Raw genomic sequence first — 22,447 nt, 5'->3', positions numbered from 1 at the left:
CGGCACCCGTCCTTTTCCTGCCCTCGCCTCCCGTCGGAAGAGCCATGACCTCCCCAACCCCTTCGTACTCACGCAGACGCGATCTTCGATCGCAGCGCCGCAACGTGGCGCCGAAATCCGCGCGCCGGAAGAACCGACCCTGGCAGACCATCATCGCCACCGCGGCTGCCACTCTGCTCGCCGCACCCTTTGCCCTCCCCGCCTTCGCCGACTCTGCCGAACCGGACGCTATCGACGTGATCCGCGTGCTCGAGCAAGCCCAGACCGTCAGCATCAACGCGGACGCGACCGGCGTGGCGATCACGCGCGAGGGCTACACAGTCACCACGCCACCACCACCCCCACCACCCGCGCCCGCCCCTCAAGCGCTGACCGGCGGCTACGCTTCCACGGCCGATACGTTCACCAACAACCCGGCCTCCCCGGTCCAGTGGCCCTTCACTCAGGGCGTGCCCATCAGCGACGGGTTCGGATACCGCAGCGCACCCTGCGCCGGCTGCTCCTCCAAGCACCAGGGGATCGACATGAACCCGGGCTGCGGCACCCCCATCCAAATCATCGCGGACGGTGTGGTCTCAGAAATCGGCAACCCCAGCGGCGAACTCGGCGTCTACGCGATCATCGACCATGTCATCGACGGGGAAAGGATCAGCAGCCTCTACGCTCACATGCTCGCCGGTTCCCTTCGCGTGAATGTCGGAGACCAAGTCCGAGTCACCGACATCGTCGGACAGGTTGGCAGCACCGGCATGAGCACCGGCGCCCACCTCCATTTCGGAATCATGCGCGATGGCGCCTTCATCGACCCGTACCCCTACATGAAAGAGAAGGTTGGCTCGTGAGCGCCCCCACCCGCTTTGCCCTGACTGCAGGTCTAGTCGTTACCGGGCTGCTGCTCACCGGGTGCACTCTCCCGACCGGCGAACCATCCCAGCGGACCGTCGATCCAGTCGCCGCGCTCGCCCATGTCCACGACCTCGCCATCGACGACAAGCAACGCGTTCTTGTCGCAACACACGACGGCATCTACCACCTCCCCGAGATCGCCGGCGGCACCGAGCTGACTGGGCCGCTCGGCGGAGCACGCTTCGATGCCATGTCATTCACCACCGTCGGCGACACCACGTTCGCCTCAGGGCACCCCGGCAGTGATTCCCCGGCAGCTTTCCAAGCGCCCAATGTTGGACTGATGCGCGTCTCCGGCGACGCCAATGAGTGGACCAACACATCACTCGGCGGACGTACCGACTTCCACGCGCTCACCTCCGCCCGGGTCGATACGACGGTTCAGCTCTACGGCATCGACGCAGCCTCCGGTGCGCTCCTGCACAGCCAGGACAGCGGCGAAACCTGGTCCGTTGGCGCAACTCTGGAAGCAACCGACCTCGCCGCCTACCCCCGGGAAGGCTGACACCATCTACGCCGCCACCCGAGCCGGAGTCGCCATCAGCACCGACGGCGGCCGCACATTCAAAACGGACACCAACGCACCCATCCTCAACCAGCTCGCCATTGCCGGCAAAGGCACCGTCTACGGCATCGGGCCAGACGGATACCTCTGGAAGCACGCCGGGGCCTCGTGGACCCGCGGCGAGGTCCTGCCCGGGACAGCCCAAGCGCTCACCGCAACCGACGACCGCGTCATTCTCGCCACAGACCGCGGGATTTTTGCGACCGCGGACATGGGAGTGCAGTGGACGCCACTCTGGACGCCCTGACACCGCGAGTACACCGCACTCACTCCTGGCGCATACGCAACTGGAGAACGGCCATCACGAGGACAAGCGGCCTGGGCGGGACGCCCTCGGCGTGCTGCCCCCTTTGGCTTCTTTCCGATCCGGCAGCCGATCATAGCGACCTCCGACGGCTCCGTTCCCTCCGCTCGCTATTTGCAGACTCCGCTCGCTTCACTCCCTGCGCTTAGCAACCGCTCCCTCAGGGCACTGCGCCGCCTCCGCTCGCCCTTGATCCCTGTGCCGGAACGGCAAGAAGAGCGATCAGGGAGGTCGGGGTCATGGGCGGCAAGAGCACCACAAGGAGCGCAGAAGATCGACGGACCGAGGCGGAGGCACTGCAGGCGTCGATCGTGAAGCAAGTCCAGCAACTCAGCGACAGCGGCCAGTGGCGGGCATTCCTAGAGTTCGCCCGCTCCTTCCACACCTACAGCCTCAACAACGTCCTGCTGATCATGTCGCAGAACCCGCAGGCGACCATGGTTGCTGGATTTCGTCAGTGGCAGGCCAAGGGACGGCAAGTTCGCAAGGGCGAGAAGTCGATCAAAATCTTCGGATACCGGGAGAAGAGAGCCGCAAGGCATGACCAGAAGAAGGCGACCGAGGACGACGAACGCCTCGTCCGGTACTTCCCCACACTGTCGGTTTTCGACATCACACAGACCGACCCGATCGAGGGAGCCGCGCCGCTCGCTTCGGACCCAACCCGACGGCTGATTGGGGACGACGACCACGGCCTCATCGCTCCCCTCACCGCCTACCTAACGGGCCACGGATGGAGCGTCCACCGCGCGGCGCTCTCCAGCGCGAGTGGGTACACCGACCCTGCGTCTCGCCGCGTCATCCTCGCCGAAGACCTTGCGCCCGAGCAGTCGGCAAAGACTCTCATTCACGAGACCGCGCACATCGAGCTGCGCCACATCGACGACATCGACGACTACCGCACGCACCGCGGACAGATGGAGGTCGAAGCCGAATCCGTCGCCTACATAGTCGCTGGCTTGAACGGGTTTGACACCAGCGCGTACAGCATCGGATACATCACCGGCTGGGCGGATGAAGACATCAACATGATCCGCGAGACTGCAGTACACGTGCTAAGAACGGCCCACACCATCGCTGAAGCCATCGAGCACCAGGCATAAGTGCAACCAGGAACCCCGGTCCGAATGGGCCGGGGTTTCTCATGCCGAACACGTGGGCTCGGGATGCGAGCGCGTCGAGACACAACGACGGATACGCGCCACAGGAACCAGGAAGGACCAAGCGGAAGCAGAGATCGAAGCGACAGAGACGAGAGCAAAGAACCAACGATGGAGGACAACGCCGAAAGAAGCGAGGCGGAGCCAAGGAACAAGAGCAAGAGGAAAGAGCGAATGCACGTAGGCACTCTTTGAGATGTGCGCGCCAAATGCGCGCAGAAGTGAGCGCGCAATCGGAAGTTCTAGGTGTGAGAGGTGGAGTGGCGCGCTGGAAGCGCGGCCAGGCAGCCCAAGGGGTCAAGCAGGCCATCCGCTACGCCTTCGGCGGCGTCTGCGACGCCACCCTCACCGCCAAGACCGCCGACGGCGCGCTGGCCGCGGCCGGCTACGCGGACGCGGTGATGACCCGCTACATCGTCGAGAACGGTGCTATCCGAGATGACCTGCTCACCCGCTCACAGATTAAGGATTGGGTCGGCGGTGTGGACCCGCTCACTGGTGAGCGGCGGGGCCGGGATCTGGACTCGCCGGTCGCAGATCTCATCTTGGATGCGACGATCAACGCACCGAAGTCGTTCTCGATCGCAGCGATGCTGGACCCGGAGCTAGCGGCGGCATACGAGGATCTTCAGGACCGGTTGCGGGACCGGGTCATCAAGCTGTGGCAGACCGAGCTCAACGCCCGGCGCGGGAAGCAGGGCTTAATCCGGGAGGACCTTTCGCGGATCGAGGTCGTTGAGCTCAAGCATGAGCGGTCGCGCTCGTTGGATCCGCATAAGCACCGCCATCTCTGGCTGAACGTCAAAGTGCAAGGGCTCGATGGGAAGTGGTCGAACGTGGACACACGGGTCGCGCTGCGGTTCCAGAACGTCGTGAACGCCGAAGGCGATCTGGCCTCTCGGACCGACCCAGCCTGGATCACCGCGCTGGCCACCAAGGGCCTCACGCTGAACGCCGACGGCGAGATCGCGCAGCTTCAGCATCTTGTGCGGCCCCTGTCAAAGCGCTCGACACAGATCGAAGCCAACAAAGCCGCTCACGTCCGCACTTGGAGGCAACAGCACCCGGGCGAGGAGCCTTCCGCAACAGTTCTGGCTCAAATCGATCAGTGGGCGTGGGCGGCGAGTCGACCTAATAAGCCGCAAGAGTCGACCAAAGGAGATTGGGAGTCGGTCATGAGGACCGAGCTTTTGCATGCCGATCCAGATCTGGCTCGAAAGCGGACTGCGGTCAATGCGCCATCGGTGAGCTTGCACGACCTCGACCTTGAGTTGCTTGCTGCGAAGGCGATCGTCGATGCGGATGCTAGAGCGACTCGGACGGGTGGTCGTTTCAGCGATATGGACGTCCGAGCGGGAGCAATCCGAGCAATCTCGGTATCCGGGGTCGTTGCCGATTGGACCCAACTTGCTCAGGTAGCCAACGAAGTGTGTTCTGCCGCAATCCGTACCCACACCGTGACCCTCTTGTCCGACCCGCACATTCCTGGGCACATCAAGCGGCGTATGGCGATATCGACTGCGACCCTCAAGGCCGGCATCGCTCAGAGAGTTGAGTCGCTTGCTGCACCTGGCGATGCAGTTCCAGTTGCTGAGATTGCCCTAGTCGCCGAAGCGGTCGAACCAGAGCGCACTCTCGATCAGGGACAGGCAAGCGGTGCCTCGTCGATTTCGGGGACGGACCGGGTCGTCGCGGTCTCTGGAGCCGCTGGCAGTGGCAAGACAACGATGCTCAAGGTGGCCGGAGCTGCCCTTCGTCGTCACGGTCGCAACATGATCATCGTTGCTCCAACAAAGAAGGCGTCCGCGGTCGCCGGACGAGAAGCCGAGAGCGCTTCCTCGTCGCTCCATCAGCTCCTGCACGACTACGGCTGGCGGTGGCGCAGCAACCAAGCTGGCGCGACCGAGTGGTCGCGCTTACGAATCGGTCAGACAGATCCGACAACCGGGCATCAGTACTTGGGACCGCGGACTCTCATCCGCGTCGGCGACCGAATCGTCGTCGACGAAGCTGGCATGCTTGACTTAGAGGCTGCCAATGCCCTTCTGGACGTCGTCGACCGAACGGGCGCAGGTGTGGCTTTCGTTGGGGACCAGCATCAAGCCCTTCCAGTCGGCCACTCGGGCGCGATGGCTCTTTTCTGGCGTCGCGCAACTCGCCAGATTGAGCTCGACACCATCCATCGCTTCGAAGATCCCGCCTGGGCCCAGCTAAGCCTGAGGCTCCGCAACCCGGAAAGTCGCGAGGCGGTAGAAGTCGCGGGCGAGCTTGTGCGAACGGGCCACGTTCTGCTCGCTGACAGCGACGTCGCAGCGCAAAGCGCAATGGTCAGCGCCTGGTTCGATGCAGCCCGAACACACCGGACGATCGCGCTGGTCACAGCGACGCACGCAGAGGCTCAAGCGGTCAGCGAGGAGATACAGTCCAGGCGAATCGCGGAGGGATCGGTCGACCCGAATCACGAAGCCTCCGGACAAGGTGGGCAATCAATATTCGTCGGAGATGTAGTGCAGACGCGGCGAAACGACAGTGCGGCCGACGTCCAGAATCGCGAGAATTGGGTGGTCAAGAGTGTCACAGCCGATCACGTCATGCTCGCTTCGGAAAGGGACTCCGGCGATTTGCGATGGATCACTCGCGCATACGCCAACTCGCACCTCCACTTGGCGTATGCGACGACTGTCTACGGCGTCCAGGGGGAGACTACCGATCTATCCTTTGTGGGTCCCGGTGTTGATGCCTCCGGACTTTACGTCGGCCTAACGCGCGGCAGGCAAAGCAATAGCGTTGTCGTCGTCGCCGCAGGCAAGGAGTCAGCTATTGCGGAGCTTGCTAAGGCGATGCAGCGACAGCCTATTGAGGAAACCCTGGAAATGTCGCGAGCCGCGGCACGGACAGAGTTTAGTCGCGCAGCTCGAGCGCAAATCGATCGCACACAAGTGGGCGCGCACCAGCGGACGACCCGTCCATCGTTGAACTAGACCCGTAGTCAAGCTGTGGCTAGACCACTCTCTCGCAGTCGCCGGCCGACGCGGTTGGCTCCGTCGAGATTGCCTCCTTGCGCGTCGAATCGCAGGAGCGCAACACCGAGCGCGTCTGCGCGGTCTTGAGCCTCTGGGAGAACACCGCCGGACAGAAAGATTAAGGCGTCCCGGCCATCAACGGCAGCTATCGTGGCGGCCTTCTCGACAGGTTCGAGTCCGAGATTCCCGCGTTGGTTGGCGACCCAAGCCAGAAACTTACTGCTGAAGAGATCGCACGTCCGGCGAACCGCAGCAGACGAAAGAACAGTGTCGATGGCGCCTAGGTAAATCATCCATTGGCGGCACAACTCGATGGCTTCTGGTTCAGACGCTCGCCATGCTCTGGGTGTCGGGGGTTGCGGCTGCATGGAGCCAGTCTCCCCCAGACCTCCGCCTTCGCGCGGGCGCAAGTTATTCGGCTGAATCGAGATCCATATCCATTCGTGCCAGATATTGGTCGATCCGAGCGCACGCCCGTTCAAGGACATGGCTCATCGAGGACGGACTAGCCATGGCTGCTTCTACGGATTCTTTCAGAGCTGTCAATTTCCTCCGACCCTGGTCGTCCAAATCGACAACCGCGGGCATGATCCCGGAGTACAGCAAGTACTCGGTTTGCTCAGAGACCCGTTGACCTAATTCCAGAGCCCGCTTATGAATCGCCTCGGACAGATCCGGGGCTTCCAGTACCCATGAGGCGTAGCCTCTATCGGCTTGGGAAAGCAAGCCAGCTAGCTCGAGCGTCTCTGCCTCTCCGAGGCTAGGAATCCGAGCGCATAGAGCTGCTGCCAATTCTGGTGAGACCCCTCCCCCGGACAGCGCAATTGCGTGCTTTCGTGCTGCGGCATCATCGGTCGCCCCGATGGCTCGGAGAAATAGCTGTTCCATCGCCACAACGTCTTTGCTGACTGCGTCTCGGATTTCCGGAGAATCCAAAATGCGGGAGTCCTCCGGTAGGAAGGCAGCCCACTGCGCGACGCGCGCCCTGTCCTTTGCAGCCAGTTTCACGATGAGTTGACCGGTGCCATATCCCAGCGTGGGGACTGCCGCCGCAATCGCAAGAAGTTTGGCGATCGCATCCCCATCAAGGAGGTCGACCCACCCTCTCTCAAATCCATGCGTGGCGCGTTCAATGCAGTCGGCACGCGCTGCTGCCGAGATGTCGGCGTGCGTAAGACGTTCAAGACCTAAGTTCGGGTCTGCGACCACGTCGCTCGCTAGCGCCAACGCGAAGGTGTCCCGAATACTGCCTTCAGTGTCATTCAAGCCCTGATCTTGTATCGCAGCGTAGGTGTCCGCGTGCTGCGCCCAAGAGAACTCGGCAAACGTCGTTGCGATCATCTGCCTGAGCGCGGTCGGCTTAGAGGTATAGTCCTCAAGCCAATCCAACAGGCTCGCCTCGTCATCCCGTCTCCATCCTTCGAAAAGAAGGGGAGGATCTGCACGAAGGGTTCCATATCAGTACTGCTGACGACGTGTCTTGCAATTCCGGCTGCTAGAGCGGGTCGCTCCCTGAGTAGAAACAGCCCTAGCGCCTGCAAACCGCCCGCAGGGTCCATCCCCGACTGAGTCGCGAGGCTAGATTCCGCTTTGAGCTCAGATACTGCGGACTCGACGCCATCTGAAAAGAGCTGCTTAACGACACCCGCGAGGTGGGCACTCCGACGTCGTTCGTAGTTTCGAGACCATTCGTCACTATCGAATTCGGAGGCCTCCGCGGCCGCCGGACTGGCCAGAAACTCGTCGAATGTCTCAGCAGCTGTTGGCAGAGGAGCTTCGTCACGCGGACCACTTACGAGCAACTCGGCGAGGCAGTCGCGATCCTGGTCGATGGTGTTGACGAGTCGCAATGCGGCGAACCTCACGGGCATGCTTGGCGCGCGTTCCGCGTCCCAGCGGACGGCATTTCTAATCATCTGGCGTTCAATTGCACTCGCGCCCCCATGCGCCAACTCGTCGAGCAACTGGATCGTAGCCAGATCGTCGGTTTGCCATGCGTGCAGCACCTCTTCGGGAACCGTCGCTCCGAATAACCCATGCGGTATCCGTAGAGCATTGGACAGTTCTCGAATCGCGGCTGCCCGATCCAAGCCTCCGAGGCGTGCCCAAGCATCACGAAAACCCGTACGGATTGCATCACGGTGCGGCTTTGCCCAAGCGGCCGCTACGAAATACGGCCTGAACGCTATCGACTTGGAATCGACTGCGACAGTGCGGTATCCCTCCTTAGCTAATAGGGGGTCGAGAAGCTCGAACACGCTAACTACATCATCGCCTCGCGCCGGATGCCGAACAACGGCGTCAAATACCCAGCCGACGATGTTTTTCGCGACCGAGGGATGATCCATCGTCCCCAGGTTTGCGACGTCGTCTGCCAGGACTCGCGCGGCGGATTCGGGGTGGGAGTGCGGCCGACGAGAGTCGTTAAGGCGCAGCATCCAAAGAAGCTCAAGAGCCGCCGGGAGGAGCGAATCATCTTGCCGCGCGCTGATGCCCAACGGTCTCGGCAATTTCTGCTCGACATCGAAGCGACCGATTGCAGGCAACCCCCATTCGGCTCGTTGCCGGTCACGATCGGTGGGTTCCCCATCCGCTTCTTGGCCGTCAAGCGCGGCAAGTCGATCGAGGATGCATTCGACCAGTGCTTCGCACCGAAGCGGCTCCGTATACGCGAGGGATTCGAGAAGTTCGGACACCTGCTCGAGCCTGCCGTAAGACCCCCACTTACATCGTCTCGGAGAGTTTCCCAAACTTTTGCGGCAACACTCGGTAGGCCGCGGCGACCGAGCCTCCATTCGAGCGATGACAAGTTGATGATTAGGTCGACGCTCGCTGAGCTTCCAAATTCTCGCCAGATTTCCTCGATGAAGCCGCTGTCAACCTGTGCAATCACCGCCTGCTGCTCGAGGACCTGATCAGCTAGTACGTCCGGAACAACGCGAACCCTACCTTCGGTGTTTACGAGGACTCCGCGACTGGTGAAATCGTCCACTGCACGTAGGACTGATGCGCTGTCAGTTGCCAAGAAGCCACTGATTTGGTTCCGGACTCCTGTCGAAGCCAAGTCTGTTGCACCGAGCGCCGCTAGGACTGCAAGCAATCGTCGAGAACTGTTGGTAGTAAGGTCTCCGGCAGCGGCGACCAATGCGTCCTGATATAGGCCCAGGACTTGCTCGCGCAGATTTCTGTCCACGCGCAGGGAATCAAGTTGGCCGTGACGAATTAGGTTTGCCGCAATGACTGCAACGAACGGAGTGTCCTGAGCCGTCTTTGCCAGATACTCCTTGGCGCCATGTTGAAGCCCCAGGCCGGCGGCGAGTGAGTCCACAAGATTGCGTGCGGCAGTCAGTTCGAGGCGCTCTAAACCCATTTCGAGCCGCGAGGCGAGCGGAATGCCGGCTCTTGCGATAGCACCCCGAACAGGATCAGCGCCTTCAGTTCTAACTCCAAGCAGAAGCTGAGTGCCGTCAACTTCGCGAGCGTACTCGATCAGTTGCGTGACACCGTCAGGCGAGCGATGCGCGTCTTCGACAACTACCAGCGCAGGGACGTACGGAAGCGCCGATATTGCATCTCCATCGAGCGGTCGGCCCGGCGCCAGCCAATAGACAGGGTGATCGGGTCGGCTAGCTTGGTGATCTAAAGCTGCTTCAAAGATGAGCCGAGACTTCCCAGCCCCGCCGGCGCCGGCGACAACCGCCACCCATATTGGGCTATCGCTTGCCAACGCGGCCCGTAGGTCGCCCAGCTCCTGATCACGGCCAAATAGTGGCCCCCCGCTGACCAACAGGTTTTGGGCGTCGTGGAGTCGACGGCTGACGCGCGTAAGCGATTCCCACGCGTCCTGCCCTGGAACGTCTATCAGTCGCCGCCGAACGGCCGGTCCCCAGGTCGCATCCAGGATGTCGCGCTGTCGGTTGAGCGGGAGCTCTCGGAACATACGGGTTAGGTCGCGCTGGTCTAGGAGGTTCCAGTTGCGGTGCTTCCGTACTTCTAGCCTTACCGCCGCCGACGCTTCCGATGAGAAGACAATGTTGTGCTCCGCAGATCGAATCTTGCACGCTTTGACGATGCCCGCGACGTCGGAGGGTCTGAGATTCTTCCATCGCTTGCATTGCCAGTCGACCGACGAGCCGTCCGACCAACGCCCCAACAGATCGATGCCATGCTGTTTGTCGCCTCTGCGACCCCAGCGCAGAACAGACTCAATTCGCCGCGTCGCGAGCGGGGCAAATCTGTGCGCATCCAAGAGTCGCTCGATGAAGTCTTCGAATTGATCCCAGCTAAGCGATCGAGTCGGAAGCAAGCCTGGCTCGTGCGCCGTCATATGTTCAAGCACACCTGAAGCCATGCATAGATCATGGCGCATCCCGACAAACTGTCCACCCAATCGCTCGGCATCGGTTGCGGCGGGACCCCTGGCCTTCGGGCAATAAAGGGTTCGTCTAGGTCACGGAGCTCACAAGGGCGGTCGAGCACCGGCTCCAATGATGAGGCTCCTCACTGCGCCTGTTCCTCTCATTCCCTGAAGGAGTCGACGCGGAGGCCTGGGCCCCGCGGCGCGAGTGACGAAGATGGCTGCGGCAATACCGACCACGCGGCGACCGATGTTAGAACGAGCATCGCCGCGTCCATGCGCGCACTATACCGAAGGCGCTTGCCCCTCGGACGGTGCTGCCGACGGATAGGGGTGTTGCTTTGCGAACTCTGCGATCCTGGCGTTCAGGACGTCCCACTCTGGGCAGTCGCACTTGCGATACTCACCGCGCCTAATGTCCTCGGGCATCTTGCGGTGGAGCTGGGACATCACCCTTTTTTGTCGCAGTTCGTGTAGACCGTCACGACCAGAAACCCAGATGCGCGGGCTGGGGTGCGTGAGCCATTGACCCGTGGCCCAAATCGAAAGCGAACTTTCCACTCGACGGACACGTCGCTCATATTTTTCGTTTGCCCTGTCCCAATGCTTGTCGTCCCACACGCCCCGTTCTCGAAGATCGTGCATCCAGGTGTGCAGGGCGCGGTATTCGCGTTGCAGGACGAAGTGCCAGTTGTACAGCCATTGCCTGGCCCACTTGCTGCGTCTCGGCTGAAGCATCATCAGGTCGACGGATTCCAAGACCGCCCAATTGATGGTGTGCATGTCGTAACGCTGTGGCTTGTATCCGCTGGGCGGGACCAGGCGACCAAATGGCTCGGCGGCACCGTCCGTGGGCACCCATTCGTCGCCCAATCCGAAGACCCGTTGCAGCTTCTCCCTGGCCCAGGACTGCCGGGCATCGAGAGCACGGTCATTTCGGCCAAACACTCGCTGGATGATGGGGCCCGCTATCGCGCCGATCACACCGGAGAGCGCACCTACGAGAATGACGACCCATATCGGGTTAGTTGCGTCCTGGGCCATGACAGAAGCGTAGGGGCTAGGGCGTATTGCCCGCGCTTCACACGAAAGCGGGGCCGCAAAGTATTGCGGCCCCACCCCGGACTATGGTCTAGGACATCGCGGCTGACGGCTGCGCGGCCGGCGCAATAAGTGACGGCCCGGCGAATGTGGCCGCCGGGCCGTCAGCTTTTGGGATGCGGCGAGCGACCTCGGCGGTGGTGTAGCGGAGGGACGGTCCGACGCTGTCGGCGACGACTTCGGTGGCGGCTCGGGGTTCGCCGGTTGCCTGGTCGGTCCAGTGGCGAAACTCGAGGTTGCCGTTGACGATGACGGTGTCGCCTTTGGCGAGGCTGGCGCGGACGTTCTCGGCTGTGCGGCCGAAGACGGTGGTGCGGTGGTACTGGGTGTCGCCGTCGACCCATTTGCCATCGACCTGTTTGCGGTCGGTTACGGCGACGGTGAACTTGGCGAACTTCGTGCCGTTCTGGGATTCGCCGTAGTCGGGGTCGGCGACGAGGTTGCCTTCGATGCTGATCGGGACTCGTGTGCTCATCGTTCTCTTCCTTTCGATCTGCGCCCGCTGCTCGGGTCGCTTTCACTTAGAACTTCCGATTCGAGGTCGGGGAATGCACTCAAATGGCGCGCAACGAGGAGGCTCGTTCAGGTGCCGGCGTGGCTCCGGCTGATCCAGTCGGCCCACTCAGCAGGGGTGGCGTCGTCGCCGGTTTGTGGGAGTTCGGTGTGGCCGTTGTGGCATTCGCCGTTGTACCAAGTGGCGAGGCGCGGGATGGCGACGGCGAGGCGTTCGTGCCAGCCGATGGGTCCGTAGCCGGCGTCGAGGCTGTCGTAGGAGACGAGCCAGGCTGTGCGCAGGGCGGAGAGTTCTTCCACGAGGGGGCCGTGTTTGAACCAGCAGGGCGGGATCTTGCGGGCGGGAAGGTTGTACCGGTGGGTAAACCAGACTACCCAGCTGCGCAAGTCGGTCCAGACCTCTGCCGCCTCTTCGTCGGCGAGGGTGCGCCAGTTAATTACGCGGATGCCGAGCATGCCGGGGCTTTGCCGCGGAGGTTGGTCATCCCATCGCTCGGCGAGGGAGGCGACGAGGTCGTCGAGTGGGGTGTCGTCGGTCACTGCTGTTCCAGTGCGGCTTCGATGTAGTGGGCGATCTTGGCCTGGAGCCTGGCGATCGCCTGGAGCGACGCGGTGCGGCGAGAGACGAAGCCGGAGAACACCCGGTCACGGTCGATGAGCTGGTGGACGTACTCATGGCAGCGCGGGTGCAGCGCGATCAGGTCCTGGTGCTGTTCGTCAGCGGTCCAGCCGTGCGGGGTTTGGGTGACGCCGCGGTAGTCGAGGTGGTGCAGCTCGAGGGACCCAGAGTCGCCGGAGCCGAGGCAGAGCGCACACCGGGCCTCTCCGTTGCGGGCTTGTTCTTCAGTGAACCAGCGGTCGCGGCGAGCGAACCAAGCTGCGGAGTGCAGGTAGGTTGTGCGGTAGGTGTTGTCCCGGGCGGGACGGCGACGGTTGGACATCAGTTGCCCTTTCCCGTTGATCCCCGTCGGTCGAGGGCGGCTTGGTACTGTTCGGCGAACACGACTTGTTGGTCGAGTTCGGTGAGCTTCTTTCCTGTGCTGACCTGTCGGGCGTCGTTGCGGTCGGTCCAGCCGCGCAGGTCGAGGAGGATGCCGCGCCGGTTGCGGTAGGCGAGGAGCCCGACGGTTTCGGGCATGCGGCGGATCTCGTCGATCGTCATCACCGGGACCTTCTCGTTCTGCACGTTCGTTGAGGATCCGTTGTCGTTGTACGAGTGCCCGGTGGTTCGGATGCGGCGCAGCCCGAGTAGGGATTCGATGTCGCGGAGGTGGTCCACGTCGGACGCGCCACCGAGGAGGAGCTTGGCGGTGGCGGCGGACCAGATTGTGTCGGCCTCGGATCGTGACCAGGCGGTTTCAGCCTGCGATAGCGCCTGGAGGACGACGACGGTGGAGATGCCGATGCCGCCGCCGTCGGCCATGATCCGCGGCAAGGCGGGCCAGGAGAACATATTCGCGATCTCGTCCAGGATCAGTGCGAGTGGGAGGTCGAGGCGGGAACCGGGAGAGGCGAGAGCCTTGCGGCGGGCGGTCTCGACGATGTCGTCGAGGATCGCGCCGAGGAACCCGCCGACGGAACCTGCACCAGCGCCGGTACCGACGAGAAAGAGGCTGTTAGGACCAGCGAGGAACGCGTCGAGATCAAACTGCTCCCCCGGCCCGGGCGTCATCGCCTTCCGAATCGCCGGGATGGACAGTGGGCGGAGCGCACCGAAGACGCCGAACCAGGAGTTGGCGAGGAGCTTCTCGTCGCCGTTGATGATCGCATCCAGGTCCTCCGACCAGCCCGGCGTGCCCTGGTTGGCGAGCACGCCGACCGCTTCCAGAGCGAGCCGCGGGTTGGACCCCCAGCGGGCGAGGGCTTCGATGCCTCGCCCGGAGACGGCAGCCGCATGGAGGAGCCGGGACAGCACGGAGGAGGACACCTGCGCCCACTCCTGGTTGGTCTTCGACGAACCGAGCGCGGTGCCGGCGACGATTGCCTGACCTCGTTGATCCGCGATGAGCGGGTCCTCGCACCCGGTGACAGGTGAGATCCGCAGTGCCGAGCGCACACCGGTGAGTTCCTGAGGGTCGAACACGGTGACGTCGCCGATCCGGGCGCGTTCGCGCATGGTGGCGGAGAGGTTGTCGTTGCGGGTGGAGGTGGTGATCAAGGGGCCGTCCCAGTCGAGGATGGCGTTGATGATGAACCGGTACCCCTTGCCCGACCGGGGTGCCCCCTCGACAACGATTGAGTCCTCGATCGACACGTACACGTCCTGCCCGTGGGCGCTGCCGACCTTCCACCCCGCAGCGGACGGTGCCGGGTGGGCCAGCGACGGCCGCAACACCTTGGCACGGCGCAGAGCGGTTCGGGCGGAGGTGTGCTTGCGCACCTCGCTGGGCTTGGCGAGTCCGTCTCGGCCGCGCAACTCGTGGATGAAGTGCCGGTCCGATTGCCGGTACCGAAGCCACCAGACCACGCTTGCCGCGACGGCGCCGAGGAGGAGAACAACCGCGAGGATGTCGAGCACGCGGATCAAGGTCACCGGTGCGGTGCATCCGAGCTTCAGGGCAAAGCCACCCAGGTCGCCACTCATCGCGAGTTGCAGGCCGGCGAAGACGCTTTGGGGCTCACCGCCACCGTCGCACGTGACGGTGATGGTCGCGCTGGCGATCCCGGTGGTCAGCGCCCCGGCGACCACAACAGCGAACAGGCTGTAGAGGGCGAGGTGGGTCGAGGAGGAGTGGTCGTTTCTCACGCTCGTTCACCGCCCATGGTGTCGGTGCGGAAGACGCCGAGTTCGTAGTCGGTGCAGATGTTGCGGACCTTCGCGACCCGGTCTTGCCCGATCTGCCACAGCCCTTCGCCCTTATGGAGCTTGCGGACGAGGCCGGCTTGGGTGTCGTTCCAGCCGAGTATTTCCCGGGACCGGGCGATCTCCCCGGAGTGCTGTGCATACGAGATGCGGGTCTCGCAGTCGGCCAGGAGACCAAGCGCGCGGGAGTGGAGTGCGCTATTGCGGTCGCCGAGAGCGTCGAGGTCGGCGACGCGGTGGAGGAGGTACCAGTTGGAGGTTCCGAGGTGCCGGGCGACTTTCTCGTCTTCGACGCGGTCGGCGAGTTCGTCGCCGCCGGAGACGTCGTTGAGGAGTTCGACGGCGGCCTCTTCGTGGATGATGACGCGGGCCTGCCGGTTGGCGCCGAGGCTGGCGCGGCGGATCCAGTTCGCTGTCGCTAGGCGCGCCAATGCCTGCGCCTCGGGGGATGCCCCTTCAAGGCGGAGGTGTCGACGACCATCATCGGGGCATCCGCATCAAAGCGAACCGTGGAGGGCCCCTCGAAGAATCCGGTCAAGTCGCCGGAGACCATGCGACGTAGCGAGTGTGCGAGCCGGTGGCCGGCGTCCGCGACTTCGACCGGTAGACCTTCGTTGGAGTCGACCAGTCGGTCGTAGACGTGGGTGATGGTCACCGTCGACTGCCCACGGAGAGCGTCGAGCGCGACATCGAGGGCGGTGTGCTCAACCGGCTCCAGGTTCCCGCCTTCCCGTAACCGGCGGATGATGGTCTTGACGGTCGCCCGCCGGTATTGGAGAACGTTCTGGTTCCAGTCCTCGTCCGAGAACGATGCGTCGCGCGGTCCTTCGTCGAGGAGGTTGATGCGGGTGGCTTTGCCGGGGCCGACGGAGATCGAGGTGCCGCCGACGTAGTCGGCGACGCGCACCCACTCCCCGTTCGGATCGTGCGGCACCGCGATCTTCCGGCCCAGCCGGGCCAGCCGGGACGACCAGGACTTTGCCAGCATCGATTTGCCGGTGCCCTTCACTCCGAGGATGGCGACGGAGTGAGAGCGGACGGCCTCAGCGGAGTACGCGTCCCAGGGGTCGAAACAGAACGGCGCCCGAGAGAGCAGGTTCTCGCCGATGTACGCACCGGTAAGGATGTCGCCGGTTTCGGCCAGGAACGGGTACGCACCGCCGAGCACCTTCGAGCTGCAGCGGTGCGCGGGTGGGGCGGCGCGCAGCGGGCCACGCAGATTGTGCGGCTGCTTCCAGCCCCACGCTGGCATCTTCGACGCCGGCAGTTCCGCGGGCTGGACTTTCCACGACGAGGTCTTGCCGGCATCAGTGCTCTGATGGTGCCGGCCGTTAGCTCCCGGCTTCTCGTTGGCGGGGATGCGGCCGATGACCGTGTTGGGCTTCATTTCACTCCCCTTCGAGTGGCACAGGCAGGGCGCCGGTGACAAACCCGGCGGCTTGCTGCCCCGACATGGACGCCAGCACCAGCCGTGCCGGGTGAGAGGCCTGCTCGATGTCCGTCCTGGCTTTCGCCAGGGCATCCTTTGACTCGGCGGAGATAGTGACGAACCCGCGGTACTGTACGTCTCCGAACCCGTCGACGAGATCATGCTCGCGGATGGCGAGGTCTTCCTCTTCGCGCAGGTGTGTGAGCGGGATCCGGGATGACAGCTTCATCCGAATGGTTGCAGCGGTTTCCATGTCGGATTGGGCCCTGTTCAGCTGGGCCAGCGCCTTGTGCGTGGCTACGGGCCGCACCTGGAGAGTGATCACCCGGGTCGTGTCCCCGGCGTAGAGGAGAGGCTCGAGGAACCCGGTGCGAACATCGGTTCGGGGCCATTCGGCGACCCAGAAGGTCTGGTGCCAGGATTCATCGACCCGCATCACGTCCCAGCCCTCGTCGATACCCATCACTGGCGGGGCGGGCTGCGGCTCGAGCGTGGCGTCCCGCTCACGCCGAGTCGCTGCCGAGACCGGGTCCGCGGAGAGCGCGAGCAGCTCGTCCAAGTCGTCGCAGGTCAGCCATCCGCCCGGAGTGAGCCGGGCGTGCTCCATCGAGGTTTCGATACCGGCCACGCGCTCCTTGAGAACGGCGGCAAGTCCGGTGAGCCCTCTGCCCGCGTCGCGGATCGCCCCGTTGAGCGCACCGGTGTCGAAGGTGAGAGTGACGTAGTTCGTGAATCCCATCGACCGCTTTGAGGCGGCTTGGGTCAGGTCCCAGTACTGCCGTCGCAGTTCGCGGCTGACCTGTGGGGCGTGTTCGCCTTCCCGGGCGATCAGGTAGTCACGGAGCTCGTTGGAGGACGCTCGGTCCACGCGAATGCGGATAGTGGTCTCGCGCACGCCCGGCAGGTTCTCCAGCGAGCTGAGCCACTCGACGAAACCGTCGTACGCCGCTTCCTGGGTGCCCTTGTCGCGCAGCGCCCACGCCCGGGATCCGACCCGCACGGTGATCGAAGCGAGCCGGCCGTGAGCGTTGTAAATGAACGCCCCGGCACCGGGGATTTGAACGATCTGTACATCACCCAATGCGCCTGGAAGCAGGAACTTCGAGGTCACGGTCGGCGTGATTGCAGCAACCTGTGCGTGGCCGACGTTCAGCGACGCGGTGGCGACCCGCAGCCAGACGTCTCGACGGAACACGGTTTGACCAGCGATGCTGCGGTACACGTATCGGGCGGCCTGGGCGGCGATCACCAGCACCGGCTCGCGCCGGTACGTGGCTAGTGCGAAGAACACGATCAGTGCGATCAGGGGAAGCATCACCCAGAACGCGTTGGGGTTGATGAGCAGCGTTGCCAGCAGTGCGGCGACGGCGCCGCCGATGACGACGAGCTGGAGGAAGGTGAGGCCGAGGATAATGCCGCGGCGCTCGCGGGCGGCGAAGCGGACACGGGGTGCGCCTTCGTCGGTGATCACCTGCTCGGCGATGAAGGTAGTCATGGGTTATCTCCCAACCTTGATGACGCGCGCCGCGGAGCGAACCGGTGCGGCGGCGGTGTTGGCACGCGAGAACTGGTCTCGCACCGAGAAGCGGTGATGTAGAGCTGTGCCTACCTCCGCGCCCGCAAAGGACACGAGCTTGGTGGCCCACAGCGGTGAGAACGAGGCGGCGATCACGGCGCCGGCGGCGACGAGGATGACTCCGATGCTGAGGCTGGATTTGGTGAGTTCGACGGCGAGGAGGACGACGCCGGCAGCGAGGGGTTTGGCGATGAGCAGTCCGATGGTGAGGTTCATCCAGCGTTGTGCCCAGGCGGTGAGCTTGGGTTGGCCGATCATCATCAGCCCGACGGGGGCCATCGCGGCGAGGGCGAGGAGCCCGAACTCGCGGATGGCCATGGCGATGAACAAGAACAGCGAGGCGATCATCATCAGCCCGACCACGAGCAGAGCGAGCACGTACTCCCCAACGGCGCCGGGTCCTTGCGCGCCCTGAGCGGCGATGGTGAAGACGACGCCTCCTTGGGTGAATTGGGAGTTGTGCATGACCGCGTTAGGCGCTTGCTTGGTGATGTCGAGGATGCCGACGACGCGCAGCAGGCCCTGGCTGAGGCTTCCGCCTTGGACAGTTGAGGTGAGGCTGCTGGTGACGGCGTCGGTGACGCCAGAAGCTTTTTGCATACCCCACACGCAGATGGCGGCGAACGGGATGGCCAGGGCGGCACCGGCGGCGGTTCGGCCGATGCGTGCCCAGTCCTGCAGGATCATCGCGATCCCAATCTGGATGAGGGCGACGATGAGGATCACCGGGGCGGTGACGGCGACCCAGAACAAGAACTGGGAGTGTGCGATCTCCCAACTGCTCTGGTCGATGTTGGTGTTGAAGGAGCCGGCGATCATGGTGGCGATGAAGTCGCCGAGGTTGCGAATGGTGGATCCCATGAATTGGGCGAGGGTTTGGGAGGCCTGGCAGCCGAAGTCTGAAATGAAGCAACCGTAGTTCGGTGAGAACGGGTCCGGCGGAGCAGCGAGTACCTGCATAATGATCACGCCACGTGAAGGGACTGGCCCCAGTTGATCAGTCCGGCGATTCCGGCGGCGACGGCGACACCTGCGACGCAGCTGACGACGCCGACAATGCCCATCTTCTGCACGCGTCCGTTGCTGGAGATATGGCCGACGACGATGAAACCGGCGGCGATGAGGCCTCCGATCACACCGAGGGTGAGGACGATGGCGAACACGATGTTCGCAATCGACTGAAGGGCGCCGACCCCGGGGCCGGAGAAGTCCGGCGACGGGCTGTTCACGGTCAGCACGGGGATCGTGCGGGAGTGCACGATCACGAGTGCTTCGTTGAGGGCGTTCATGATGTGGTTTTCCTTCCTGTGGCTTCTGTTCTTGACTCGGGTTCGTTCGTCTCGGCCATCCGCTTCGCGGTCAGGAGCCCGGATCCGATGATGCCGAGCAAGGTGACTGCCACGAGTCCCAGGACGCCGAGGAGAGTTAGCAGGAGGTTCATGAGGTCACTCACCGCCAGCGTTCGCGGCCTTGGTTGCAGAGGCAGGCAGCGGGACGGTCAGTCTCAGCGGTTGTCCCTCGGAGGGGACGTCCATGGTGAGCAGGAGGCGATCGACTCCTGCTGGCAGATACCAGGCGGCGGCAAAGGAGCGTTCTTTGTCGTTCGGGAGGGTCCAGGTTGACTGGCCGCGGAAGAGCCCGCTCGGCATCCAGGCGAGGCCGTTGGTCCTGGCGACGATGGGCCCGTCGGCAGTGTCCAAGACCGCGGGCTCCGGTCGACCATCGAACTGGGTCCCCTTGAGGGTGGTGCCGGTGACGTCCTGATAGGTCTGGTTGCCTTGCGAGGGCTTCCACTCGCCGGTCATGGTGAACTTCACGAAGATGACCGGTGTGCCAGCGGGAAAGAGTTCCTGCGTCGCATCTGGGAGTGTGCAGCGGCAGCCGTGCTTGGCCTTGAACGCCTTCCCGGGAAAGACCTGGACGTAGACCGTATCGACGATGCCGTCTGCAGCTGGCGTCGCAGCTTCAGCCGGGGTTGGGGTTGGCTTGGCCGGCGTGACGGTGGTGAATGACGTGTTCTTGGCTGGGGCTGTCGTGGCGCAGCTGGTCAGGGCTAGGCATGGGAGGAGCGCCGCAATCGCGATCAGCTTCTTGGTCATTTCACTTCACCTCGGTTTCGTATGCGCCCTTCACTTAGAACTTCCGGTACGGGACTTTTTTGGCGCGCAATCTCGGAAACTCCCTGATTCAGGGCACCTGGATGTGCTGGTGGTTGCAGGTATCGGGGAATGCGCTGGTGATGTTGAGTAGCGCGCCCAAGGAGACGTTGGCGCGAGCGCGGCAGTCGCTTTGTCCAATCGATGAGCCGTGCGGCGCGTAGGGGTCCAGCGTGTGAATGAGCTGGAGCGAGAGGGCGTCTGCTCCGGTGAGTGACTGCCGGTTGATGGCGTAGAAATCGACCGCCTTGCCCCGCCAGTGCGCTGACGCTGTGCCCGCGCCGGGTGTCATGCCTGTGCAGCGCCGGTTGAGGTCGCTGACTCCCACCTGCTGGAACGCCTGGACGGCCACGACGATGAGCTGCAGGACCTGGGCGTCAATGGCGCAGTTCGGTGTTGCGGAGCCGTCTGCCATGTTGAGGATTTGCTGTTGGTAGCGGGCCTCGAGGAAGTTGAGCTTGTTCGCTTGGATCGCCGCAGCCAGCACCGCTGCCGCTGCACGAGCGTCTGCAGGGACCTGACATGCCGTGGCACTGGCCCCGGTGAGGGCGGTGAGAACCTGTACGGCCGGCGTCCAGAACGGGGTGTAGTGGTTCGGGTCTGCGTTGATCTGCACCGCGTGCGCGACAAGGGTGGGAGCCGTGGTCTGCCAGTCAGGGACGCGCAGCATCCGCGTGTAGAACGACGCGGCCGCGGTCGCCGGGTCCATCCGCTGCGCCCGGGTACCGTAGCTAGGGCCCTGCTGGAAAACACCGATCGTGGTGTTGTCCACCGCATCGCCGTGGTCAAGATTGCGGAGTCCGGACTCGCCAATCGCGACCATCAGGGCCAACGTCAGCCCGTGCGGAGGAACACCCATCTGCTGCCCGACGGTGATAATCGCCGCAGCGATCCTCAACTGCTCAGGCCCGTAACCATCGACCGCCTGGCCTGCCTCCACGGCGCGTGCGGAACCGCCGCACTCTCCCCCGCCGCCACTGAACCCGTTGGCTCCCATCGCAAGCACCACGGTGACCGGTACCGCGACGAGCGCGACCGGGACGACGAGGACGATGATGACCACGATGGTCAGGAGGTTCCGGATCGCCTTCGGACGCCTCACTACCTGAGCGGCCGCTGCGCCAGCGCTGATCACGCCGCGGCCTCCTGCTCGAGCACGACACGTGCAATCATCAGCAACCGCTTCGCTGTCGCGATTCGTGCCCGCGCTGAACCCGGGTGGATTTGCAAGGTCTCGGCGATGGTATTGGCGTCGTCGCTGATCATCTCTGCGACCTCCCGGAAGCCACCGACCTCAGGAACGCAGGACACGATCACCGACCCCGTAATTGGTAGTCCGGCGTCTGCGGCCGCGAGGGCGGCGAGCACGGTTCGGGCGGTCTGGCATACCCGGTCATGCACTGAGCGCAGGCCGCGTTTGGACATCTGATGCGCGTCCGCCACAAGGTCGACGTCGCCGTTGGCAAGGCTGAGGTCGCTGATGACCTGCCAGTCGGATGGACCCACGAAGTCGGCGACCAGCACCATCCACCGGTGTGCGTCGAACCTACGAATCAGCGCATCCAAGGGGTCGACGTCCGTATCGGACTCGACGTCGTCTGGCACATCGTCCATCGCCACGTGCTTCCGCGCGACCTCACGGAGCACCACGTTGCGAGTGATGCCGAACACGAACGCATGCGGTGAGCCGCGTTCCGGGTCGTACCGAGAGCTTCGGTGCCAGACCGTCTCCCGGGCCAGCTGTAGCACTGTGTCGACTTCGTTCGGCCAGCCGCGCAATTGCAAGCGGACGTACGGCAGCAGTGTGTCGACTTCGCGGAGCAGCTCCGTGAGTCGAGCATCCGCACGGGTGCGGAGTTGGGTTCCTTCAGCCACGAGATCACTACCTTTCTTGTACGGAGGTGGCTTGTGTGAAGGATCGGGTTCGGGCCTGAGGACCCGTTAGTGCGGTGCGCTGGCGCGCCTTGGCGTGCGCCAGCACAGAGTGAGTGAGGACGGTGAGCCGGGAGTACGCCGGGGATTCAGGTGGGCGGCGTGCCCGGTTCGAGAGGTGGAGTGGCGAGGGCGACTCTGCGGTTCGGGAGTCTCAGCCACGATGCGTCACCGCCGCCCGGACTCGGTCTGTGAGTCGTGCGTCACGGTGAAGAGGGTAAGGATCGGCCGCTCCATTTGGTGCCGGACGCTACCCCCGATCGGGGGTTGCTCCGACGTGCCACGCCGGGGTGGACGGCGGGTTCTACTGACAGCTTTCGCACTGCAGCGCATCCATGGGGTCGACCGGCACGAGGTAGCCGTCGACGGAATGCTGGGTAACACCAGTGCCAACGGGAGCCGACTCGCTTACGCCGGTACTGCGGTCCCGGTGTGTACCGTCGCCTCCACCCATGCGATCACCTCCGCCGGCTTGTAGACCACCTGGTGTGGCGTGGGCTTGTAGTAGCGCGGGCCTTTGCCCTTGTAACGAAGCTGCGCCAGCGCGGCGACGGACAGACCCGTCATCTCGGCTACCTCGGTGGGCCGAATGTACTCTCCAATCATCTCTTTTCTCCGTTTC

General features: G+C 63.8%; 21 protein-coding genes and 1 pseudogene. 5 read left to right on the top strand and 17 right to left on the bottom strand.

Annotated features, from left to right (window positions below):
- Window positions 1–104: 104 nt before the first annotated feature.
- The 5 genes from ACQ86M_RS17875 (at window position 105) to ACQ86M_RS17855 (ending at window position 5,916) form a co-directional block, all read left to right on the top strand.
- On the top strand, window positions 105–842 hold the full coding sequence (locus ACQ86M_RS17875; RefSeq protein ID WP_431246408.1) for a M23 family metallopeptidase: 738 nt from the start codon (window positions 105–107) through the stop codon (window positions 840–842).
- Window positions 839–1,411: a hypothetical protein gene (locus ACQ86M_RS17870; protein WP_431246407.1), complete on the top strand. Its 573-nt coding sequence runs from the start codon at window positions 839–841 to the stop codon at window positions 1,409–1,411. The genes ACQ86M_RS17875 and ACQ86M_RS17870 overlap by 4 nt, the downstream gene beginning before the upstream one ends.
- A complete protein-coding gene (locus ACQ86M_RS17865; protein ID WP_431246406.1) occupies window positions 1,359–1,718 on the top strand; it encodes a WD40/YVTN/BNR-like repeat-containing protein in 360 nt (119 codons plus the stop codon). Before ACQ86M_RS17870 ends, ACQ86M_RS17865 begins: the two co-directional genes overlap by 53 nt.
- Window positions 1,719–2,014: 296 nt before the next feature.
- A complete protein-coding gene (locus ACQ86M_RS17860; protein ID WP_431246405.1) occupies window positions 2,015–2,878 on the top strand; it encodes an ArdC-like ssDNA-binding domain-containing protein in 864 nt (287 codons plus the stop codon).
- Between the two features lie 266 nt (window positions 2,879–3,144).
- Window positions 3,145–5,916, top strand: coding sequence for an AAA family ATPase (locus ACQ86M_RS17855; protein WP_431246404.1), 2,772 nt, complete (start codon window positions 3,145–3,147; stop codon window positions 5,914–5,916).
- A 453-nt stretch (window positions 5,917–6,369) separates the two neighbouring features.
- Here the strand turns inward: ACQ86M_RS17855 and ACQ86M_RS17850 are convergent, their stop codons facing one another.
- The 17 genes and pseudogenes from ACQ86M_RS17850 to ACQ86M_RS17770 all read right to left on the bottom strand — a co-directional run bounded on the left by ACQ86M_RS17850 (window position 6,370) and on the right by ACQ86M_RS17770 (window position 22,392).
- The gene (locus ACQ86M_RS17850) at window positions 6,370–7,347 is read right to left on the bottom strand and encodes a hypothetical protein (RefSeq protein WP_431246403.1); all 978 of its coding nucleotides are present in this window, start codon (window positions 7,345–7,347) and stop codon (window positions 6,370–6,372) included.
- Window positions 7,296–8,654, bottom strand: a complete 1,359-nt coding sequence (locus ACQ86M_RS17845) for a hypothetical protein (protein ID WP_431247926.1) — start codon at window positions 8,652–8,654, stop codon at window positions 7,296–7,298. The genes ACQ86M_RS17850 and ACQ86M_RS17845 overlap by 52 nt, the downstream gene beginning before the upstream one ends.
- Window positions 8,655–9,907: 1,253 nt before the next feature.
- A pseudogene (locus ACQ86M_RS17840) lies at window positions 9,908–10,285 on the bottom strand (restriction endonuclease); the annotation flags it as partial.
- Between the two features lie 315 nt (window positions 10,286–10,600).
- Window positions 10,601–11,359, bottom strand: a complete 759-nt coding sequence (locus tag ACQ86M_RS17835; protein WP_431246402.1) for a hypothetical protein — start codon at window positions 11,357–11,359, stop codon at window positions 10,601–10,603.
- Window positions 11,360–11,447: 88 nt separating this feature from the next.
- A complete protein-coding gene (locus ACQ86M_RS17830; protein WP_431246401.1) occupies window positions 11,448–11,891 on the bottom strand; it encodes a single-stranded DNA-binding protein in 444 nt (147 codons plus the stop codon).
- Window positions 11,892–11,998: 107 nt separating this feature from the next.
- Entirely contained in the window at window positions 11,999–12,469 is a 471-nt protein-coding gene (locus ACQ86M_RS17825; RefSeq protein ID WP_431246400.1) for a hypothetical protein, read from the bottom strand.
- Entirely contained in the window at window positions 12,466–12,870 is a 405-nt protein-coding gene (locus ACQ86M_RS17820) for a hypothetical protein (protein ID WP_431246399.1), read from the bottom strand. The genes ACQ86M_RS17825 and ACQ86M_RS17820 overlap by 4 nt, the downstream gene beginning before the upstream one ends.
- Complete coding sequence (locus ACQ86M_RS17815; protein ID WP_431246398.1) at window positions 12,870–14,675, bottom strand: TraM recognition domain-containing protein; 1,806 nt, start codon at window positions 14,673–14,675, stop codon at window positions 12,870–12,872. Before ACQ86M_RS17815 ends, ACQ86M_RS17820 begins: the two co-directional genes overlap by 1 nt.
- Window positions 14,672–15,163, bottom strand: a complete 492-nt coding sequence (locus tag ACQ86M_RS17810; RefSeq protein ID WP_431246397.1) for a hypothetical protein — start codon at window positions 15,161–15,163, stop codon at window positions 14,672–14,674. Before ACQ86M_RS17810 ends, ACQ86M_RS17815 begins: the two co-directional genes overlap by 4 nt.
- Window positions 15,151–16,161, bottom strand: coding sequence for a hypothetical protein (locus ACQ86M_RS17805; protein ID WP_431246396.1), 1,011 nt, complete (start codon window positions 16,159–16,161; stop codon window positions 15,151–15,153). The genes ACQ86M_RS17810 and ACQ86M_RS17805 overlap by 13 nt, the downstream gene beginning before the upstream one ends.
- Window positions 16,121–17,656, bottom strand: a complete 1,536-nt coding sequence (locus tag ACQ86M_RS17800; protein WP_431246395.1) for an SCO6880 family protein — start codon at window positions 17,654–17,656, stop codon at window positions 16,121–16,123. The genes ACQ86M_RS17805 and ACQ86M_RS17800 overlap by 41 nt, the downstream gene beginning before the upstream one ends.
- 3 nt (window positions 17,657–17,659) lie before the next feature.
- A complete protein-coding gene (locus ACQ86M_RS17795; RefSeq protein WP_431246394.1) occupies window positions 17,660–18,706 on the bottom strand; it encodes a hypothetical protein in 1,047 nt (348 codons plus the stop codon).
- Window positions 18,703–19,026 (bottom strand): hypothetical protein, encoded by a 324-nt coding sequence (locus tag ACQ86M_RS17790; RefSeq protein ID WP_431246393.1) that lies wholly within the window; start codon window positions 19,024–19,026, stop codon window positions 18,703–18,705. Before ACQ86M_RS17790 ends, ACQ86M_RS17795 begins: the two co-directional genes overlap by 4 nt.
- Before the next feature lie 156 nt (window positions 19,027–19,182).
- Window positions 19,183–19,836, bottom strand: coding sequence for a hypothetical protein (locus ACQ86M_RS17785; protein ID WP_431246392.1), 654 nt, complete (start codon window positions 19,834–19,836; stop codon window positions 19,183–19,185).
- Between the two features lie 88 nt (window positions 19,837–19,924).
- Window positions 19,925–21,028: a hypothetical protein gene (locus ACQ86M_RS17780; protein WP_431246391.1), complete on the bottom strand. Its 1,104-nt coding sequence runs from the start codon at window positions 21,026–21,028 to the stop codon at window positions 19,925–19,927.
- Window positions 21,025–21,768: a hypothetical protein gene (locus ACQ86M_RS17775; protein WP_431246390.1), complete on the bottom strand. Its 744-nt coding sequence runs from the start codon at window positions 21,766–21,768 to the stop codon at window positions 21,025–21,027. Before ACQ86M_RS17775 ends, ACQ86M_RS17780 begins: the two co-directional genes overlap by 4 nt.
- Window positions 21,769–22,233: 465 nt before the next feature.
- Window positions 22,234–22,392 (bottom strand): helix-turn-helix transcriptional regulator, encoded by a 159-nt coding sequence (locus tag ACQ86M_RS17770; protein WP_431246389.1) that lies wholly within the window; start codon window positions 22,390–22,392, stop codon window positions 22,234–22,236.
- Window positions 22,393–22,447 lie beyond the last annotated feature (55 nt).

The sequence above is a fragment of the Leifsonia xyli subsp. cynodontis genome (assembly GCF_050632205.1).
Classification (GTDB): Bacteria; Actinomycetota; Actinomycetes; order Actinomycetales; family Microbacteriaceae; genus Leifsonia; species Leifsonia xyli_D.
The sequence above is the reverse complement of the archived record's forward strand: the minus strand, read 5'-3'. Positions and strand labels throughout refer to the sequence as shown.

Excerpts from the sequence above, each read along its gene's own strand:
- ACQ86M_RS17835 (WP_431246402.1), bottom strand. The coding sequence starts at position 11,359 with ATGGCCCAGGACGCAACTAACCCGATATGGGTCGTCATTCTCGTAGGT.
- ACQ86M_RS17855 (WP_431246404.1), top strand. The coding sequence starts at position 3,145 with ATGCGCGCAGAAGTGAGCGCGCAATCGGAAGTTCTAGGTGTGAGAGGT.
- ACQ86M_RS17820 (WP_431246399.1), bottom strand. The coding sequence starts at position 12,870 with ATGTCCAACCGTCGCCGTCCCGCCCGGGACAACACCTACCGCACAACC.
- ACQ86M_RS17830 (WP_431246401.1), bottom strand. The coding sequence starts at position 11,891 with ATGAGCACACGAGTCCCGATCAGCATCGAAGGCAACCTCGTCGCCGAC.
- ACQ86M_RS17800 (WP_431246395.1), bottom strand. The coding sequence starts at position 17,656 with ATGACTACCTTCATCGCCGAGCAGGTGATCACCGACGAAGGCGCACCC.
- ACQ86M_RS17860 (WP_431246405.1), top strand. The coding sequence starts at position 2,015 with ATGGGCGGCAAGAGCACCACAAGGAGCGCAGAAGATCGACGGACCGAG.
- ACQ86M_RS17785 (WP_431246392.1), bottom strand. The coding sequence starts at position 19,836 with ATGACCAAGAAGCTGATCGCGATTGCGGCGCTCCTCCCATGCCTAGCC.
- ACQ86M_RS17770 (WP_431246389.1), bottom strand. The coding sequence starts at position 22,392 with ATGACGGGTCTGTCCGTCGCCGCGCTGGCGCAGCTTCGTTACAAGGGC.
- ACQ86M_RS17790 (WP_431246393.1), bottom strand. The coding sequence starts at position 19,026 with ATGAACGCCCTCAACGAAGCACTCGTGATCGTGCACTCCCGCACGATC.